The organism is Alteromonas sp. MmMcT2-5 (assembly GCF_022348315.1).
In the GTDB taxonomy this organism is placed as follows: Bacteria; Pseudomonadota; Gammaproteobacteria; order Enterobacterales; family Alteromonadaceae; genus Alteromonas; species Alteromonas macleodii.
Genome location: NZ_JAKRFB010000001.1, coordinates 391349 through 407570 on the forward strand (window position 1 = coordinate 391349; position 16222 = coordinate 407570).

Annotated in this window: 10 protein-coding genes; 7 read left to right on the plus strand and 3 right to left on the minus strand. The window is 45.5% G+C overall.

Annotation, left to right across the window (positions count from 1 at the left end):
- Positions 1-82: 82 nt before the first annotated feature.
- Positions 83-2830 (minus strand): insulinase family protein, encoded by a 2748-nt coding sequence (locus MHN09_RS01720; RefSeq protein WP_239238791.1) that lies wholly within the window; start codon positions 2828-2830, stop codon positions 83-85.
- Positions 2831-3001: 171 nt separating this feature from the next.
- On the opposite strand from MHN09_RS01720, the gene sixA reads away from it, so the two are divergent.
- Positions 3002-3517, plus strand: a complete 516-nt coding sequence (gene sixA / locus MHN09_RS01725; protein WP_239238793.1) for a phosphohistidine phosphatase SixA — start codon at positions 3002-3004, stop codon at positions 3515-3517.
- 121 nt (positions 3518-3638) lie between these two features.
- Positions 3639-3833: a hypothetical protein gene (locus tag MHN09_RS01730; protein ID WP_239238796.1), complete on the plus strand. Its 195-nt coding sequence runs from the start codon at positions 3639-3641 to the stop codon at positions 3831-3833.
- A gap of 37 nt (positions 3834-3870) precedes the next feature.
- Here MHN09_RS01730 and MHN09_RS01735 read toward each other — a convergent pair whose 3' ends face one another.
- Together MHN09_RS01735 and ccsA are read right to left on the minus strand one after the other, a co-directional pair.
- The gene (locus tag MHN09_RS01735; RefSeq protein ID WP_014948817.1) at positions 3871-5166 is read right to left on the minus strand and encodes an HlyC/CorC family transporter; all 1296 of its coding nucleotides are present in this window, start codon (positions 5164-5166) and stop codon (positions 3871-3873) included.
- Between the two features lie 175 nt (positions 5167-5341).
- The gene (gene ccsA / locus MHN09_RS01740) at positions 5342-6133 is read right to left on the minus strand and encodes a cytochrome c biogenesis protein CcsA (protein ID WP_014948818.1); all 792 of its coding nucleotides are present in this window, start codon (positions 6131-6133) and stop codon (positions 5342-5344) included.
- Positions 6134-6431: 298 nt separating this feature from the next.
- Between ccsA and ffh the strand changes: the two genes are divergently transcribed.
- The 5 genes from ffh to MHN09_RS01765 all read left to right on the plus strand — a co-directional run bounded on the left by ffh (position 6432) and on the right by MHN09_RS01765 (position 16047).
- Entirely contained in the window at positions 6432-7871 is a 1440-nt protein-coding gene (gene ffh / locus MHN09_RS01745; RefSeq protein ID WP_014948819.1) for a signal recognition particle protein, read from the plus strand.
- 188 nt (positions 7872-8059) lie between these two features.
- A complete protein-coding gene (locus tag MHN09_RS01750) occupies positions 8060-10126 on the plus strand; it encodes a hypothetical protein (RefSeq protein ID WP_239238799.1) in 2067 nt (688 codons plus the stop codon).
- A 352-nt stretch (positions 10127-10478) separates the two neighbouring features.
- Complete coding sequence (locus tag MHN09_RS01755) at positions 10479-14201, plus strand: ATP-binding protein (RefSeq protein WP_101563862.1); 3723 nt, start codon at positions 10479-10481, stop codon at positions 14199-14201.
- Positions 14198-14833: a hypothetical protein gene (locus tag MHN09_RS01760; protein ID WP_014976014.1), complete on the plus strand. Its 636-nt coding sequence runs from the start codon at positions 14198-14200 to the stop codon at positions 14831-14833. The genes MHN09_RS01755 and MHN09_RS01760 overlap by 4 nt, the downstream gene beginning before the upstream one ends.
- Positions 14830-16047 (plus strand): hypothetical protein, encoded by a 1218-nt coding sequence (locus MHN09_RS01765; protein ID WP_049585857.1) that lies wholly within the window; start codon positions 14830-14832, stop codon positions 16045-16047. Before MHN09_RS01760 ends, MHN09_RS01765 begins: the two co-directional genes overlap by 4 nt.
- Positions 16048-16222: the final 175 nt, after the last annotated feature.

Below are 16222 nucleotides of genomic sequence, written 5' to 3' on the forward strand. Positions count from 1 at the left end.
CCAACCTTGTCTGCGAATACCACTGGGTATCGGCAGATTGATTAAAATCTTAACGACCGTGGCACGTGCCTATCATGCAGCTTTAGTAGTAAGGAATTTCTTTTTTGAATTCAGAAATACTGTTAATCGTTCGTTTTTCCTGGGTGGGAATACTCTCAAATTTTCCTCGAGAGAACAGCACCAATTCCCCGCAGCGCTCTCGTTTAGCGAGTTGATGCGCGAAGTCTTGAATCTCTTCGAAACTCAAGCCTTTGATCCTTTCAGCAAGCTTTGTATTTCTATTAAACTCTAAATCTTGCGTACCCAAACTTACCCATAAACGCTGTGACTTCATCGAAAGAGTAAGGTCTCTCTCTTCTAACTGCTTAATAAGGTTTTGTTGGATAGTCGGCCAATAAAAACGATAGAACTCTATTTCATTGAGTTGCTGGAACAAAAAGGCGGTCATTGCATCTAGCAACTGCTTTGGACTGCATTGCGGGCTTTGTATATAAAATGCCATTCCGGGGTGTTGATTATGTGGCACATAGCCTGTACCGACTATGTATCCCAATTGCTGTTCTGTTCTTAACGAATTGAAGAACGGTGCTGCCAGCATCTGTTCAAGAACCATACATAATGCGGTGTCGGTGAGGCTAGGAGAAGGTGCTTGTAAATAAAGTACGACCGCTGAGTCATCGTGATTACACAACACTTCATGATAAAGACTTCCGCCTACAGGCAGCTTAGATACAGCACGAGAAAGGGGAGCTCCCCCTGCCTTTTTGCAATGGCTATGAAGCGACGTCGAAAATGCCTTTGCTTCTTCGCTTGCCCAGTTGCCATGCATAAATGCCTCTACAAAATAATGCTCAAAGGCTGCACTGCGACAGCTTAGCATCTCGTTATAAGAGATGTTTTCTATCACATCTAACAATTCAACTGGCGCTTGCGTGTTGCGTTGAATAAGAACACTTAAACGAGAGAATAAACGGTTAGTCGGCTTATTTAACAGTGAATTATGAAGGCTTTGAATTTGAAGTGCTTTGTGATGTTCAAAGGCTCTTTCGTCAGGAATAAAACCGAGAACGGCGTCAAGAAGTTGGCTTGCTAATAATGTCTGCTGATTCGTAAAACCACGGGTGTGTAGGGTAAATCCAGCTTGATGCCCATAAATCCGATAGTGAAGTCCTGCTATTTCAGCTCGGTAGTATTTAGCTTGGAGATGATCGTTAAGTGCGCCGAGCCAAATTCGCTTGGCCGCAACAGAGGTCAAAGAGTCTGAAAACTGAGCGGCGTCGAAAGAGATATAAATATCGCCTTTGGGGCTATGGAATTGTTGGTCCTGAGCGAACCAAAATCGATAGCCACCATTATCTACCAACCTATTTGGAACATTAAACCCCGTTTCAGGGAGGATAAGCGTGTATTCGCTCGCCAAATAAGGGTTGGGTGGGGGAAGACACAATTCTGGAATTTTCTTTGCGCTTTCAAGTGAATGTATTAGCGCATCGTCGATGTCTTCAACGCTATATTCAGCCTCATAAAATGCGCAAACCTGAGTGGTTTTAACATCTTTTGATATAACCTTTAAACGAAGGTTCTTGGGCGTGAAAAAGGACAGAGCATGCTCAATTATGCTTCTGTCATAACTACCAATAGTAGAGCGAAGTCTATTTAATTCGTCAGGTTCGAATATAAATTGATGCTGTGCATACTCAGTTATGATCCCAAGCGGCTTCACATTTTCTTCGTACTCTAAGGCCAGCGCGTTTAGCTGCGACTTTTCGTGAAAGCGCCACTCTTCAGTCGATGCTTCTCTAATTAATTCGATGTAGCTAAATAGTGCCTCTAACACCTGCGCTTTGTGTTTAAGGCCTTCCTGGGTAAGCTGAAAGCTCACATTAAAATCTTTAAATTTATCGCCTTCTATGCCAGAGCCCGCTATCAGGTTTAACGCCCAATCTTTTTCTTTTAAATAGGCAAGTAGGCTTCCTTCACCTTCGTCACCAATCAAATGGCTGATGTAGTTCAGCGGTTTGGTTTTGTAGTCGTTCTGTAAAGCGGGGAGGGCAAATGTCACTATCATACGTCTAGCAGATTGCAGCGGATGAATGTTGATTTGAATGCCCAGTTCATTTTCTGTGTAAAGCGAAGGCCAGTCGTCAGAGGCTAACTGTCCACTTGGCAATGTCCCAAAACACTGATTCACTAACGCCTCGAGTTGACGTTTTGGCATAGGACTGGCTATGCACAAGCGCATATTAAGCGCACAGTAATACGATTGGTGCAGTGACTTCAGGCGACGTTTAAGCTCTGAACATTCGTGTTGAGAAAAGGTATCGCAATTGCCTACAGAAAATTTTGCAAAAGGATGCTCTGGGTTACATGTCTCTTTATGAATTTGATAAAGGCGGCGAAGGTCGTCTTTTTTCTTAAACTCAAATTCAGCATGAATGTTCTTTATTTCGTTGGTTAGCGCGTCTTCTTCAAATAAGGGTTGCCTAAGCATATCTGCAAATGCAGGCAATGTTTGCGCAATAGCGTCACCGCTGCAATTGAAATGGTAATTTGTGTACTCGGTACCTGTCCACGCATTGATTGTGCCGCCGTGTTGCTCAATGAATCCATTTATAGCATTGGGTTTGGGCAAATGACGGCTACCCATAAAAAGCATGTGTTCAAGAAGATGGGCTAACCCTTGGCAATCGTTTGGGTCATAAAAGTGTCCGGCTCTTACCGCCATTGAAACAAAAGATTCACTCGCTTCTGGCGTGTGACATAACATGGCACGCAACCCATTAGGTAAAGTAACGTGATGTGCGTTTTCTAAATTTATGGTGTTGTTCACATTGTCTCGTTTTTGGTCAAGAGCACCTTACTGCTGGAGCGTCTATAAAGAGAAACTTCACAAAACGTTAAATAATGTACGAAAATTCTCACTATTCGCGGTTTAGCGCTAGGCGTAGTATCAGCTCTCTGATATCGTTAGCATACTTTCATTAATACTATGCGCAATGTTATGTCAGGTCAAAGTAGCAACGACGACATTTATCTTTTCATTATGCGTCACGGTGAAGCAGAAGCGCCCAGACTCGATGATAAAAGCAGGCAACTTACACCATTAGGTAGAGAGCAAGCCAAAACAGCAGCTTTATGGTTAAAAGACCAGTATTGCCAGAAAGGCAGTGTGGACTTAGCGCTTGTGAGCCCTTATCGTCGAGCCAAACAGACCCATGATATGGTATCGCTTGATATCATTGCGAACAAAGTTGAAAATAATGAAGATATTGTTCCGGAAGGCTCACCAAGACTGGTAAATGATTATATTGATGGACTTCTTCACGCCGCGGTCAACTCCAAAAAACCAATCAAAAAACTTCTTGTTGTTAGTCACATGCCGCTAGTTAGCTATCTCGTTGATGAATTGTGCCAGTCTTACACCACAAGTTTGTTTTCTACTGCCTCAATTGCTGTTATCAAGTACTCTTTAAAAGAGCACAAAGGCACGCTGGTAACGCATTATCAAGGACTGTAAACGCTTTGCCTCTTCTTAGCGATTAATTTCGGAAATTGAACAATTAATCGTTAAGTAAATTCCCACATGGTCGATAGACTCTTTGAGAGTGTCAAAGTTTATTCTATCGAAGGGTTGGGAAATGGACAGCAAATCTATTCCTGAGCTCCTTAAACGTTCATTGCAATCGCATATGGCGGAGGCTGATTTACGTGAAGATAAGGAGACGCAGGATATTATTGCCAAATTATCTGAATTGTCAGATAAGGTCGCTGCTGCGAAAGCTAGAGCGCTGGCAAATAGAGCACAGCGTCTAGCTAACGAATCAAAAGGTTAGCTGATAAGGCTGAAAGGAAGGTTAACCACCAAAACGCTTAGTGGTCATTATTCGACTCTTTAGGTGCGACATAGTATTCCGGCATGATTCTGACGGTTTTTATCATGCTTTCTGAAATATCTACAATTTCTAACGGATAACCCGCCAAACGCACGCTTACTTTGTTCTCAGGAATATCTTCAAGATACTCAAGTAATAAACCATTAAGGGTTTTAGGGCCTTCCGTAGGCAGGTTCCAATCCATTTCTCTGTTCAATTCTCGGACGTTGGCACTACCATCAACCAATACTGAACCATCCTGTTGTACGTGTGCTTCTTTACTGTGGTCTGGAACCATACTGGTGGTAAAGTCACCGATAATCTCTTCAAGAATATCTTCAAGAGTGACTAGACCCATAATGTCGCCATACTCATCAACAACCAGAGCAATGCGCTCTTTTTCGGCTTGAAACTTATACATCAGCGTGTGCAGCGGGGTAGATTCAGGCGTGTAGTAAATCTCACGAACTGCGCGAAGCAAGCTTGATTTAGTGAACTGGTCTTTTGATAGAAGGCGCAGGGCGTCACGCACATGCACAAAGCCTACCGCATCGTCGACACTGTCTCGGTATAATAAAACACGGGTATGTTGAGCATGGGTTAACGCTTTTTGAATTTTCTTCCAATCGTCGTTAATGTCGATAGCAAAAATTTCAGCACGTGGCACCATGATATCTTCGGCCGTTACGCTTTCTAAGTCCAAAATACTCACCAACATATCTTGGTGTCGCTTAGGGATCATGGCACCAGCTTCAAAAACCACGGTTCTTAACTCTTCTCGACTTAACGAGTCGTCACTTCCACTTGCAGGACTAATTCTTAGCAAAGCTAGAATGCCGTTTGTGATACCGTTAATCGCTGCCACAAAAGGGTACAGCAAGGTAAGTAGTGGAAGCAGAATAATGGAGCTCGGAAATGCCACTTTTTCTGGATACAGCGCAGCTAGTGTTTTCGGCGTTACTTCTGCAAAAATAAGTAGGACCAGCGTTAAGCCAAAGGTAGCAGCAAACAGCCCCCAATAGTCACCGAATAAACGAATACAAAGTATGGTTGCAAGCGAGGATGCTGCAATATTAACTAAGTTGTTTCCGATGAGAATAAGGCCGATAAGGCGATCAGGTCGTTCTAGAAGTTTAGCAACACGTATAGCTGAGCGGTTGCCTTCTCCTTGCAAATGCTTGAGTCGATAACGATTAATCGACATCATGCCAGTTTCTGAACTAGAGAAATACGCAGATAGTAATATGAGTACGCCGAGCGCGATAAACAGCGTACTCGTTGATATGTCGTCCAATTAATGGGTTCCTGTCTTAACTTAGGCTTCAAATGTATTGATTTGAGGTGCGAGTTTCAAGGGAAAATTGTTGATATGTCCCTAATTAACTAGATAACACCAAAAAGTGACAAGCGCCGCCGAGCCGCCTGAAAAGCAAGCTCGGCAGCGAGCTCAGCAATAAATACAGGGAGTTTTAAAGAAGAAATTCGCGAACTAATTTGCTACCAAAATAGGCTAGGGACAGTAGCGTCACACCCAAGACTGTCATCACAATAACTTGTCGCCCGCGCCAACCTCGAAGTTTCTGGCCTATTAAAAGAATGAGAAAAACAACGAGAGCGGCCGCTGATAGCACCGTTTTATGCGCGTAAGTTTTGTTAAACATATCTTCTAAGAAAACAAACCCGCTAATTAGTGAGACGGTTAGTAAACAAGTTCCCGCAAGCAACAGCTTGAACAAAATGTTTTCTACAAGCATTAAAGGCGGTAGTGATGAATGTAGTAGCGCAGCACCTTTTTGCTTTAACCGGTAGGTAATGTAGGACATTTGCAGTGCGTATAAGAATGCAATGACCAAAGTGCAGTAAGCAAACAATGACAAACTAATATGGATAACTAAGCCCGGCTGCAGCTCTATGTGCATGATGTACGACACGGGAATAAACTGTGAGGCGAGTACCGTAAGACTTGCAAAGCCGAAAACAACAGGAAGTAAAATAAGATTAGGAATGGCGCGGGCAAATATAAGCATGGATACTGTGATTATCCACGACACTAATGAAAGTACGTTGGTTACACTCATGTCTTGCCCAGGCGCGACAATAATAACGTTGGTGAGAAAAGCGATATGTGCAATTGCCCCAACACTAGCGATGGATAGCCCCAATCGCTTATTCGGGCCGTCTTGGTGTACGAATTTGCCAATAAGTACTGCCGCAGCTAATGCGTAGAGTAAAGCAGCAGAAATGGCGAAAAGGGTGTTCATGATGCGTCCTGTAATAGGTAGGTGACGTCTTCACCGACTGAGTCGGTATTGATACTGCAACTTGCAAGTAAATTCAACCATCTCCTTGATTTTGTTTGTTTCACACCCACTTTTAGTGTGGGTATAGGATCATGGAAGGACAATTTTTACTCCATATCGACTTCGAAATTCGTACATCAAATTTCGACAACCCTTGACGCAAAAGTTTAAAAATTTAACCGCAATTGTGGGTACGTTACCGTTCGCTTTTACGTTACAATGCGGGCATTACGTCTGAAATAAAAAGAAGTTTCATACTATGTTTGAGAATTTATCAGAACGCTTAGGCCAGACATTACGAAATGTCAGCGGTAAAGGGCGTCTTACTGAAGACAATATTAAAGAAACGCTACGCGAAGTGCGTATGGCGCTACTTGAAGCCGACGTTGCGCTACCCGTAGTAAAAGCGTTTGTTGCACAGGTAAAAGAACGTGCAGTTGGTACTGAAGTAACCAAAAGCCTCAAGCCTGGCCAAGTATTTATTAAAATCGTTCAGTCTGAACTAGAGTCGGTGATGGGGGAGGCGAACGAAAAGCTTAACCTCGCAACTCAACCTCCGGCTGTTGTGCTTATGGCGGGCTTACAAGGTGCGGGTAAAACTACGTCTGTAGGTAAACTTGCGAAATACTTAACTGAGCGCGAGAAAAAGAAAGTGATGGTAGTGAGTGCCGATGTTTATCGTCCGGCCGCTATCAAGCAGCTTGAAACCCTTGCCGGTGAAGTGAATGTCGCTTTTCACCCGTCAACGATTTTACAAAAGCCCATTGATATCGTTAACGATGCCATTGTTGAAGCGAAGAAGAATTTCTTCGATGTACTACTAGTGGATACAGCAGGTCGTTTGCATGTCGACAACGACATGATGGACGAAATTAAAGAGCTTCACGCTGCTGTTAAGCCAATTGAAACTCTGTTCGTGGTTGATGCCATGACCGGTCAGGATGCTGCGAATACGGCAAAGGCGTTTAACGACGCGCTACCGCTAACCGGTGTAATACTGACCAAAGCAGATGGTGATGCACGAGGTGGTGCTGCACTGTCGGTTCGTCACATCACGGGTAAACCTATCAAGTTTATCGGTATGGGCGAAAAGGTTGATGCACTTGAGCCTTTCCACCCTGAGCGTATTGCGTCTCGTATCTTGGGCATGGGCGACGTACTTAGCCTTATCGAAGAGGTTGAGCGTAAAGTCGATAAGTCGAAAGCGGAAAAGCTGGCCAAGAAGGTACAGAAAGGAAAAGGCTTCGACCTGCAAGACTTTAAAGATCAGCTTGAGCAAATGAAGAACATGGGCGGCATGATGGGAATGCTTGATAAGCTTCCTGGCATGGGCGGTATGTCTGATAAAATCAAAGATCAGGCAAACGACAAGCAGTTTAACCAAATGGAAGCCATCATTAATTCAATGACACCGGCCGAACGTGCGCGCCCAGATATGATTAAAGGGTCGCGTAAGCGCCGTATTGCAGCAGGCTCAGGTACGCAAATTCAAGACGTAAACCGTTTACTTAAGCAGTTTACGCAAATGCAGAAAATGATGAAGAAAATGTCTGGTGGCGGCATGAAGAAGATGATGCGTCAGATGAAAGGCATGATGCCTCCTGGTGGCGGTTTTGGAGGCCCTGGTGGACCAGGCGGCCCGGGTGGATTCGGCGGTCCTGGCGGGTTTGGCGGAGGCGGTGGCTTCCCACCACGTTAAAAGACTATCGCATTACTTAACAATGCTTAAAAACCTCAATCGCAGCAATGCATTGAGGTTTTTTTATTTTTTTTGCATCCAGTTTCACTCATCAATCGTTTGGCTTGTTGAACAGGACGTGAGCAGTACTTATCGCATCGCGCGTTTAAGTGACGTCTCTTCACGAATCAACAAGTACGGAGATGAAGATGGAATTCAATAAAACATCACAGCAAAAATTAAAACTGTCACTGTTGGCGACGGCAATGGTTCTCGCGCTAAGTGCCTGCGACGGTGACGACGGAACAGATGGTGTCGATGGGACTGATGGCGCGCCTGGCCAAGATGGTGCACCCGGTCAAGATGGAACCCCAGGCTTCGCGTCTGCGACATTCTTGGTCGCAAATAATGGCGATGACAACCGCAATACGGTTACTTCGATTGACCAAAACGCAAATGTTTTGTCTACGGTAACCACTGGAGCGAATGAGGGGATTGTATTCACGCAAAGCGGAAGCTTGGTACAAGCTGGCGACAGTGATTTACCGTTATTAAGAACGCTTTGTAATTTTGAAGCTCAAGCCGACTACATGATGAGTACAGGGCATGAGATAACGGGCGCAACTACGGGCCTTGTTAATCCGAAAGGTATTGCCTTTGCTGAAAATGCAGGTTTAGTTATGGTGGCTGACTTTAACGGTCAAAAGGTTAGCGTATTCGGTGGCCAAGCAGCAGGCAATGTTGCACCGATTGCAGAAATAATGACCTCAGCAAAACCATGGGATGTGGCCTATGACGAACAAAGCGATAGATTGTTTGTTGCACTGACCGATGGGACACTCGCGGTTTACGATAGTGTCGCTGGTTCTGATTTTGCGCCCACAGTTATGCGTTCAGTGGTGCCTTCAGATGCAGACGGAAATCAAATATCGATTAATCTGCACGGTATCGCTTACGAGCCTATGTCCAATCGTATGGTGTTATCAGACGTTGGCGATGCTGCAATTGCTGATGATGGTCAAATTTTTGTTTTAGAAAATGTCTCTACGGCTGATGGGGCTGTTGTACCAAGTAGAGTGATTGGCGGCGCATCGACCCAGCTTGGTAATCCGGTAGACATTGTTTTAACCGGTTCTGATCTTCGTGTGGCGGAAAAGTCCAATGACGCCATTTTGGTGTTCTCAAACATATTCAACGGTACTAGTGGCGACGTTGCACCAACGCTATCAACGCCTTCAGTAAAACCAGAGTCGTTGGCCGAGTTAACTCAGCTGAACGAGATGAAAGACGCATCGGACGATGGCATAACTACCATGCCTATTATGGGCCTTTCGGTATCAAGTAACCCTGCAAGCGAAGGTGCAACCACGGGGCAAGTAGCGCAATACAGCGCTGTACTTTCCAGTGAGCTAAGCACTTTTGACGCTGGTATGAGCATTGAGAGTGCCGCTTTCACGGCTAGCGGTGATGGCGTCATTACCTTCGATGATGTTGAAACCTCAACGGGTGGTTTACTCGTGATTAATCGCCTCAAAACCATGCGAGACGGTATGATGTATAGCGATAGTTTCGACCACATGATTGCGGGTAGCGATACAGGCTTGATTGCACCTAAAGGGTTAGACATTGCCTCAGAAGCAGGTGTGGTATTTGTGGCAGATGTTAACGAAGCTACTCCTGCCGTTCGCGTATTCTCGCCTTGTGCGTCAGGCAATGTTGCGCCTCTATTAACACTTGAAGCGGCCAACGGGGCGCGCCCTTGGGATGTGGATTACGACCCATCAACTGATAGCGCGTATCTGGCGTTAACTAACGGTTCGGTTGCCGTGTTTGAAGAAGTGATGAGCAAAATGGAAAGCGGTGAAACCGTAATTACGGGTGAAGATAGGCTGATTGTCCCTGCAAGTGGTGGGACAGCATTTGCCGCGCCAACCAACATCCATGGCATAGACTATGATAGCCAAAGCGATAGTTTGGTCATTTCTGATGTAGGCAGCGCAGCGGATGCTACTGACGGTAAATTGTACGTGATTCCTGGCGCAGGCAGTGCCGATGGCATAACGGATGTATCCGTCAATATTGCAGGACCGAACTCAATGTTGGGTAATCCGGTAGACTTGATGCTCAGCAATGGTCATGTATATGTTGCTGAAAAATCAAATGGCATGATCCTGCGCTTTGACAATATTCTAAATGCAGCCTCGGGTGATATTACGCCCAGCTTTAGCATGATGTATCCCGCACCAGAGTCGGTAAATGTATTGTCAGTGAAGTAAAACAGCTGATAGACAGCTTTATAGAAACCGTTCATTTCATCGCTGTTCTATGAAAGCTCAATGCTTTCGCTAAAGCGGCACGTACCTAATCAGTACGTGCCGCTTTATATTCATGTGGCGTTGTTGGGATATTCAAAAGCTTCGCCAACTTAACTTTTAAACAATAGCATGCTTTATAACCAACAAATCACCGCGCATCTGTGCAAATTCGTGAATTCATAATACACTGACGGGCTACATCGTGCGCATGTGCTCGCTTTCTTTCAGGTATGCAACTTTTACCTTATCAAAGCAGGTACAGTTTTGTGCTGTGTGAGCGTTCACGCGGCAGAGTTATTGATACAGGAACACTATGGCAGGCTTAAAACGTATTATTCTTATCGACACGCATTTACCAGGCGTGGTCGAGCTAAAGCTTGATGGACACACCAATATTTGTGGTACCAATGCGTCGGGTAAAACCACGCTTCAACGACTTATTCCCGTGTTTTACGGCGAGTACCCAAGTCGCGTGGTACCGGCAACCCGTGACAGCTTTGAACGCTGGTATTTGCCTCGTTTATCTAGCTTTATTATCTATGAATACACGCGTGCCGAAGGTGACCTTTGCCAAGCAGTATTAAGCTCAAACGGAACCGGCGTTAATTATCGTTTAATCGGCAAGCCATTTGAAATCAGTGACTACTTAATAGAGCAAAAGAACGGCAAACACGCTAGTGTAAGCAGCGCCGAGCTTGCACGTGCCATGAAGCGTAACAACATATTGGTTACGAGTTTACTTAATACGAAAGACTTCCGTGCCATCATTCAAAACGACCACGGGGTGCTTAACCAGAGTAACAATGCCCGTGAGCTATTAGGCTACGCCAAAATCTTTAGCCTTTGCGAACCGTCGAAACACATGCGCCACATTGAGAAGTTGGCTAAAGCGGTTCACTCTAAAGAAGGCAAGATGGAAACTATCAAGGCCATGATTGCCGCCATTTTAGAAGAGGATGGTGTTACGCCACCTACTTCAGGCCTAAGCCGCCACCGCGTCGATGACTGGATTAAAGAATGTCACTTAATTAAACAGTTCGACAAAATTCGCCCTGAATTTTCTAAACTCGAACAAGCTGACATGGCGCTAACCACAACAGAGCAAGTGCTTGCTAACCTTAAGCATAGCTTCGAGCTTGATAAGACCTACTTGGCTGCGCGCGTTGAAACAACAAAGAATGAACTGGATGAGAATAGCTTCCAGCGCAAACAAACGGACAGCGAGTGGGGTGATACCCGTGATCACCTAAACCAGGTAATTTCATCTGCTCGCGCTGATGTTGAGAAGTTCACCAGTGAACTTGATACGGTAGAGCGTGAATTCGATAAATGGCAAGACGAAAATATTGAGCAGCTTAAAGAAGACGTGGCAAATCTAGCGCAGTGGCAAAATGAAAAGGCCATGGCCGATAGTCGCTATGTACTGCTTACTGAAAAACACCAAGATATTGAGTCGGCCTACAACAAGCGCTTGGCTGAGCTAGGTGAAAAGCTGTCAATTACTCTAGAAGAAATGTCAGCCGCACGCCAAGAAGCCGCAGAGAATAAAGCTGAGCAGCAGCAGAGCGAGCGTGAAGCATTAAGTCGCATTCAGAGCGACTACAATAGCCAGCTAAGCGCGCTTCAGAACGATTACCAAAATAGTTTGAATGAGCTAAAAGTTGCTGAAGCTGAACTAAAAGCTTCACTAAGTAACGCAGGCTACAACGAGTTTGAACAATCTCAGCTAGATATTCTTGATGCGGCCATTAAAGAAGCATCTATCAATGAAGATGCAGCGCGCGGTGAGCTGCGACAAGCGCAGCAGGCGCACAGTAAATCAGTTGAGTTTCGCAAAGAATGTTCAAATGCGTTAGATAAAGCACGCAACGCCTTTCAACAAGAAGAAAAAGCGGTTAACAAGATTAATGCGCTTCTTTATCCTGGCGAAGGCTCGCTACTTGAGTTCTTGCGCGCCAATGTCGATGACTGGGAGTTATCCTTAGGTAAAGTTGTGCGTCCTGAGCTACTAGAGCGCACTGATTTAGCGCCTGCTATGGCAAAGGATGCACAAGGCGACAGCCATACCTTTATGGGCGTTAAGTTAGCACTTACTGAACTTGATACCCCAGACTATGCCTTTACCGAGCAAGCGCTTAAGCAGCAACTGCAAGAAGCTGAAATTCGTCAAGCCGCTGCCCTGGCTGCGCAAAACGAATGCGAACAGCGCTTGGCGAAAGCGAACGAAGATGTGCGCAACGCCGAGCTTGTGGTTACCCAAAAAGACAACGCTGTTAAGAGTGCCGAAGCCAGCCGTAAACGCGCACAGCAAGACCGCGATACGGTACTTAGCGAATATCAGCAGGCGCTTTCTGCACGTAAGCAAAAAGCCAAAACTAAGCTTGAAGCGAATCAGCAGTCGCAAAAGCAAGCGAAGGCTCAGTTTGAGCTTAGTCGTGACGAAATCAAAGATCAGCAGCGCGAAGCGGAAACCGAACACAAATTTCATTGGCAGCAGCTTATCGCTGACAGTGAAGCACGTATATCTCAGCTTGATAGCGACATGCGTAAGGCGAAAGACAATGCTGCCCAAGATCGCAAAGATATGCAGGATTGGCTAGAAAGCGAATTAAGCAATCGCGGTGTGGATGTTGATGAAATAGGTCAGCTTAAAAAGCAAATCAATAAGCTTAAAGAAGACATAACGCGCACTGAAACCCACCGTCATAAAGTAGCCGACTACGAGCGTTGGTACACTAACGTGTTTACCAAGCAAAAAGTGGTATGGCAGGAAGGCTTGTCTAAGTCGCGTAAGTTATTGGGCGAATCTGAGCGTAATTTAGCCAGCAAACAAGCAACCTATAAAGCTAACCGCGAACAGCTTCAAGAGCAGCACGGGCAGCTCGAAACTACGCTTAAAACTGCCAGTGAGCACTTGGAACAGGTTAAAACCTTAAGTAAATCTCTTGCCAAGCTTACGCTTCAGGCAGGTGATGAAACGGCTGAAATTAAGCACGACGATGTAAGTATTGGTCAGCGTATTTCAGAAGTGCAAAGCCAGCTTCAAGAGCGCGAAAACTTACTAAGCGATATTCGCGCCTATGTAGAGCGGTTCGATCAGCTTATTGCCGCGCAAGCGGGCACAGGGCTATCTGATACGTGGGAGCGCGCCCGTGAAGAGTGTGCAACGCTGAACGCCCACGGCGTGAAGAGCTTTGATCATCGCCGTATGGTGTCGCATTTGGCACAGCTTCTAAACGTGATTGTTCCGCAGAAGCTACAGGGCTTGCGTGAGCAAGGGCGTATCTTTGGTGCCGATCTTTCGCAATACTACTTTGTACTTGCCGATATCGACAAACGCATTGTGTCGCAAAGCCGCCGTATTACCCAAGAGGTCGACGGCGACCTTTCTCTTGATGGTGTATCAGACTCGGCTGTTAAAATTCGCTCACGTATTAGTGAACTTGAATTCTGGCCCGAACTTGAGCAATTCAGAAAGCTCTATGAGCACTGGATGGAAGAGGGGGCTAACGAGTTACCAGAGGAAGAGTACGGTCAAAGTATGCGCCGGGTTCTTGATATTCTTGGCCGTGCAGCGCTTACGGGCGGCATTAGCAAGCTACTTGATATCGAGCTACACCTTCGTGAGGGTAAAAGTGACCTTGTCATTCGTACTGACCGCCAGCTTAACGAGTCATCAAGCCACGGTATGGCCTACCTTATTCTGTGTAAATTCTTACTCGCTTTCACCCGTCTGCTGCGCGGCGATGCCGACGCCACAGTGCATTGGCCGATCGATGAACTAGGTACACTTCACCAAAACAACGTGAAGAAAATCTTTGAAGCGTGTCAAAACAATAACATTAGTGTAGTCGGCGCATTCCCTAACCCAGAATCGGAAGTACTGACATTGTTTGAAAACCGCTACTTGATAGATAAGGTAACCCGCCAACTGCAGGTGGTTCAGCCAAAAGCAAGCTCTATAGGGGCGCGCATTAAACAGAAAAAAGAAGCAGAAAAGAACAGTGAAGTAGCAGGTGAGGAGACATCAGCATGATGACAGAACAAGGCCGTGTACTAAGTGCACTTCTACAAGGCGCGTTTATATGTCAGGTGACCGATGAAGAGGCATGGCGTTATCTTAAATCAAGAGACAACGCTGCGCAGTTAGAACCTCATTTAGCGTTATTAAATCGTACATTATCGACCACCGCTGAGGGTGACGTATTCTTTGCCAGCTTCCTCACCATTGGTGAGAACGAGCGCAAAGTGCTTACACAGCAGTTCCAAGATACAGCATCTAACCTAGTGCCTCTGGTAGAGTGGTTATTGCTAGTTCAGCAAGCTAATGAATCTGATATGCCCATTACCATGGGTAGCGCTATTCGATTAAACGAGCTGCAAACTACCATTGAAGATACGCCCGCCTATGCTGAGCAGTTAGAGAAAATATCGCGCTATCGCATGTTTGGTTCTACCAGTGTGAATTTGGATGGTCAGCTAAAGCAGGTGTTTAAACGCTTAACTGAAATGGGTTATCTGATTAAGCCAAACCCAGATAAACAGATTTATTTGGGCACTGGCAAAATTGAACACCTTTACGAAATGCTACGTTTCATTGATGAAACCGAAGCGCTGAGTTTATCTGAGCAGGCGGAGGCCGCTATTTCGCAAGGTAGCTTGATATGAGTCAGGTGTTAATTCAGGCAGGAACTAAACTATTAAACGCATTGGGTCGTCACAGCGACCTTATCATGCAGGCGTACATTAATGGTTCAGTAAAAGAGCGCGATCACAGCCCTAAGGTATTAGACCAGCTTGTTCAACTAGGCGTATTGTGGCGCCCGGAAGCGCAAAGCGAACTGCGTTTGAAAAGCGCTGTGAGAACCCTTTTAGAGGGGAGCTTACAAGACGAGCGCAACCGGACTATCAACGCCAATATTGGTGCGTCGCTGGCAAGCCTTAAAACCCTAACTGAGCACTATAAAGAAGCCCTTCACTACAACAAGTACAATGAAGCGGCAGCCCACATGGGCGATTTAACCGAGCATGTCTATCAACTTTCAGAATCATTGAGTAATAGCGTACGTGTCATGTTTGGCCGTATTAACAATGAGTTTGGCTACGTGTCTTCGGTTGAAGCTAAAATTCGCGAAAATGAGCTAGCGCAAGGACAGGTAACCGACTTACTTGCCCAGCTTGAGTGTTTCCGCTTCGATGAGTTAAGTGAACTGGCGGGTTCTAACCGTGAACTTCGTCACTTGCTGGTGGTGTCGCTACAGCAGCGCTTTGCCAAGGCCGCACAGGAGTTATCAGTAGTACAAGCACGCTTATTAGACTTGTTAGGCCGGTTTAGAGAGTTCCAAGGCCGTACACGCTTGCTTAAAGGCTTCTTGCTACACATAGAGCAGCAGCCTGATTTTGCGCCTGGCAACTACGCCAACCTGACTAACGTACCTGTGTTGTTTAATCAATCGGACACGATTATTGCTAACGCAGCACCAGACGTGAACAACGTTGAGCATGAAGCCGATTATCAAAATATTGTGGCGTCGTTAACCCACGTACACAAACGTCAGACTAAGCACGAAGACACGAAGCCAGTCGATATTGATGTGACTGAGCAATCAACTTTGTCGCTTGAAAAAGATCCATTGCAGCAAGCGGTAGAAGCGTATTTTTGTGAAGTCATCGATTCCGGTCAGCCTAAAACGGCGCTGGATTACTTTGAAGAACAGGCTTTAGACTTTGACCCTGAAGTGTGGATTTATCAGGTGATCGGGGGGTATCAAGCCCTAAACGATGAAGATAAGCAGTTTTTTGCATTAGAATCCCACGGTAATAACGATAAAGTCTATACCGGTAATTTCTACATCAACGACATCACGTTGGGCTTGCGTTAACGTCATTTCTTAATTTTACCCATCGACTATCAAGGTAAAGTCTGGCCCACGTTTATCAAGGGTGTGCCAGGCTTTCATACAACGTCAACGGTTCAAATTTAAACGTAAGTTAACAATGTTGATTAACTTCGTTCTTTTCTTTTTCACGCTAATTTTTGCGATGTGTGACACTTGG